The following is a 3,025-nucleotide window of genomic DNA, read 5'->3' as shown; positions in this document are numbered from 1 at the left end:
CATCGACTTCAGCGTGTCGCGGGTCGCGACGGTGGCGCCCGTGGCCTCCGCCTCGGAGATCCGGCGCGACGTCAGCAGCGGGCATTTGATCTGGACGAAATGCACATCCGCCGGGTCGTCGATGCCGGCATCCCGCATCGCCGCCCTGACCCCGTCGGCGACGAGGAGAACCTGTTGCCGGCGTCCGAGATGATGGGTGGGCAGAACGGGTGTGCGGGAGGCACCGATTGCGAGCGCTCGTTCGCCGGGCGCTTCCACAGTTTCGCGGGTGAAGATCGTCCAGTGCGGCGAAAGCGCGCCTTCGGTTCCACCCGACATGACGGTCGAAACCCCATCGACACCATGCCTGTGAAACAGCTCTTCGAAACTGCGGGTCGCGAATCCACGGCTGAAATCGTTGACGCAGCCGTTGCCTTCGGTCTTGCCGAGCACCGCCACGACATTCTTGACCGCAAGGCCGCCCGCAAACAGCGCCTCGACGCCAGCGACATCGTCCGGGCCGTCGGCGGGTATGCGATAAACGTGGGCACGCAGGGAGGACATCAGGGCAGGGCCTTCACGAGCGCATCGGAGTTGGAGACGGCACCGAAGACGCCGCCCTGCATCTTGACCATCTTGATGGCAGCGAGGTGATTTCCGTAGTCGGTGGCGCCGCAGCAGTCCTCGAGCATCAGGCATTCGAAACCGCGGTCGTTCGCCTCGCGCATCGTCGTCGAGACACAGACATCGGTGGTGATGCCGGTCAGCACGATGTTTTCGATGCGTTTCTGGTTGAGAATGAGTTCGAGATCGGTGGCGCAGAACGAGCCCTTGCCGGGCTTGTCGATGATCACTTCGCCTTCGATCGGATAGAGTTCCTGGATGATGTCCCAGCCGGGCTCGCCGCGCGTGAGGATGCGGCCGCAGGGGCCGGGATCGCCAATGCCGGCGCCGATGCGCTGCGAGCGCCAGCGCTTGTTGGCGGGCAGATCGGCGAGGTCGGGCCTGTGGCCTTCGCGGGTGTGGATGATGTGGTAGCCTTTTGCGCGCATGGCGGCGAGGACGCGCTTGATCGGTTCGATCGGCGCCTGCACCAGCGACAGGTCGTAACCCATGTGATCGACATAACCGCCCTTGCCGCAGAAATCGGTCTGCATGTCGATGATGATCAGCGCGGTGTTCTGAGGTCTTAGGTCGCCGTTATAGGGCCAGGCATAGGGATCGGCGTCGATATAGCGGAGTGTCTGGCCAGCCAGCGCGGCGGGGGAAAGGCTGTTCATCGGGTCTCTCCAATTCGGTTTGCGGCCTATTTCGTCAGCGACAGCGCGCCCGGCGCGCCGGCGAGCGAGCGGGTGGGCGAGGAGGTGGCGATCAGGATGATGAGGGTGAGCACGTAGGGTGCCGCGTAGAACAGGTAATAGCCTTGCGTGACGCCGACCGATTGCAGGGCAGGCCCAAGCGCGCCGGCGCCGCCGAAGAGGAGCGCGGCAAGGAAGCAGCCGATCGGGTTCCAGCGGGCGAAGATCACCAGCGCTACGGCCATCAACCCCTGACCGGAGGAAATGCCTTCGTTCCAGGAGCCCGGATAATAGAGCGACAGATAGGCGCCGCCGATCGCCGCCAGCGATCCACCGGCGGCGGTTGCCAAAAGCCGGACCCGATCTGGATTGATGCCCATGGCGCGGGCCGCGTCGGTGCTGTCGCCGACGACACGCAGGATAAGCCCGATACGGGTGTTCTTGAAGGCCCAGAACAGGAAAAGGGCGAGTGCGGCGCCGATGAAGAACAGCACGTTGATGTTGAGCGCCGCCTGCACTTGCGGCACGGCCGACCAGGTTCCGAGCGGGATGGAGGGCAGTTTCGGCGCCACCGGCTGGATGAAGGACTTGCCGAGGAAAAAGGCGAGGCCCAGGCCGAACTGCATCATCGCGATGCCGATGGCGATATCGTTGACCTTGGGCCATTTGCAGATCCAGCCGTGGATCGTGCCGAACATGGCACCGGTCGCCATCGCCGCCAGCACGCCCAAAGTCGGCGAGCCGGTCATCACCGCCACCGCATAGGCTGTCATGGCACCGAAAACGAGCGTGCCTTCAAGCCCGAGATTGATGCGGCCGGAGCGTTCGGTGATCGTTTCGCCAAGCGAGACGAAGATGAAGGGCGTGGAGACGCGGATGGCGCCTGCAAAGATCGCCAGCGGCACGCCCCAGAGGCCGATACCTGTGTCTTCCATCAGAGGCTCCTTTTCCAGAGGTCGGGATTGAAGATCTTGAAGCGGCCGTAAAAGGTCTCGCAGAAGAGGATGACGATGAAGAGCGTACCCTGCAGCACGAGCACCGTCGCATCGGGCAGGCCCATGCGCCGCTGGATCAGGCCGCCCGAGGCGGAGATGCCGCCGAGCAGGATGGCAACCGGAATGATCGCCAGCGGATTGTGCCGCGCCAGGAAGGCGACGAGGATGCCGGTATATCCGTAGCCGGCGGCCAGCGAGGCGTTGGCGCTGCCCTGGACCGCAGCGACTTCGATCATGCCCGCGAGGCCGGCAAAACCGCCGGCAATCGCGGTGAAGCCGACGATCAGCTTGCCGACCGGCAGGCCTTGTATCTGCGCCGCGCGGACATTGCCGCCGGCGATGCGGGCCGCAAAACCGTAGCTGGTGATCTCGATCAGAACCCAGGAGAGGATGCAGGCGACGACGCCGATGACGAGGCCCCAGTGGACATCCATGCCGGGGATCTGGCCGAGCATGTAGTCCTTCGGCAGAGGTTTGGTGGACGGCTTGTTGAGGCTCGCCGGATCGCGCAGCAGCCCTTCGACGAACTGGTTCATCAGGGCGATGGCGATATAGGCCAGAAGCAGCGAGGAGATCGTTTCGTTGACGCCGCGATAATGGCGCAGGAAACCGGCAAAGCCGATCCAGATGCCGCCGACGACCATGGCAGCGACGCCCATGAAGACGAAGAGCACGATCGGCGGCACGATGCCGACGAAGGGCATGGCGCTGGCCGCCGCCGCGACGCCGCCGAGCACGACGGCACCTTCAGCC

4 protein-coding genes are annotated in these 3,025 nt (G+C 64.6%); all 4 read right to left on the bottom strand.

Features of this window, described 5'->3' with window-relative positions; genetic code table 11:
• The coding region (locus MOV61_RS29315; protein ID WP_247139103.1) for a ring-opening amidohydrolase at positions 1-543 on the bottom strand (543 nt) is incomplete at its 3' end.
• Complete coding sequence (locus MOV61_RS29310) at positions 543-1,259, bottom strand: cysteine hydrolase family protein (RefSeq protein WP_247139102.1); 717 nt, start codon at positions 1,257-1,259, stop codon at positions 543-545. The genes MOV61_RS29310 and MOV61_RS29315, both read right to left, overlap by 1 nt.
• Positions 1,260-1,285: 26 nt before the next feature.
• Positions 1,286-2,212, bottom strand: a complete 927-nt coding sequence (locus tag MOV61_RS29305; RefSeq protein WP_247139101.1) for an ABC transporter permease — start codon at positions 2,210-2,212, stop codon at positions 1,286-1,288.
• Positions 2,212-3,025 (bottom strand): ABC transporter permease (locus MOV61_RS29300; RefSeq protein WP_247139100.1); only part of this gene is annotated, 814 nt, incomplete at its 5' end. The genes MOV61_RS29305 and MOV61_RS29300, both read right to left, overlap by 1 nt.

The sequence above is a fragment of the Neorhizobium sp. BETTINA12A genome (genome assembly GCF_023006485.1).
Taxonomy (GTDB): Bacteria; Pseudomonadota; Alphaproteobacteria; order Rhizobiales; family Rhizobiaceae; genus Neorhizobium.
Note: the sequence above shows the minus strand (reverse complement) of the source record. Positions and strands in the feature narration are given on the sequence as shown.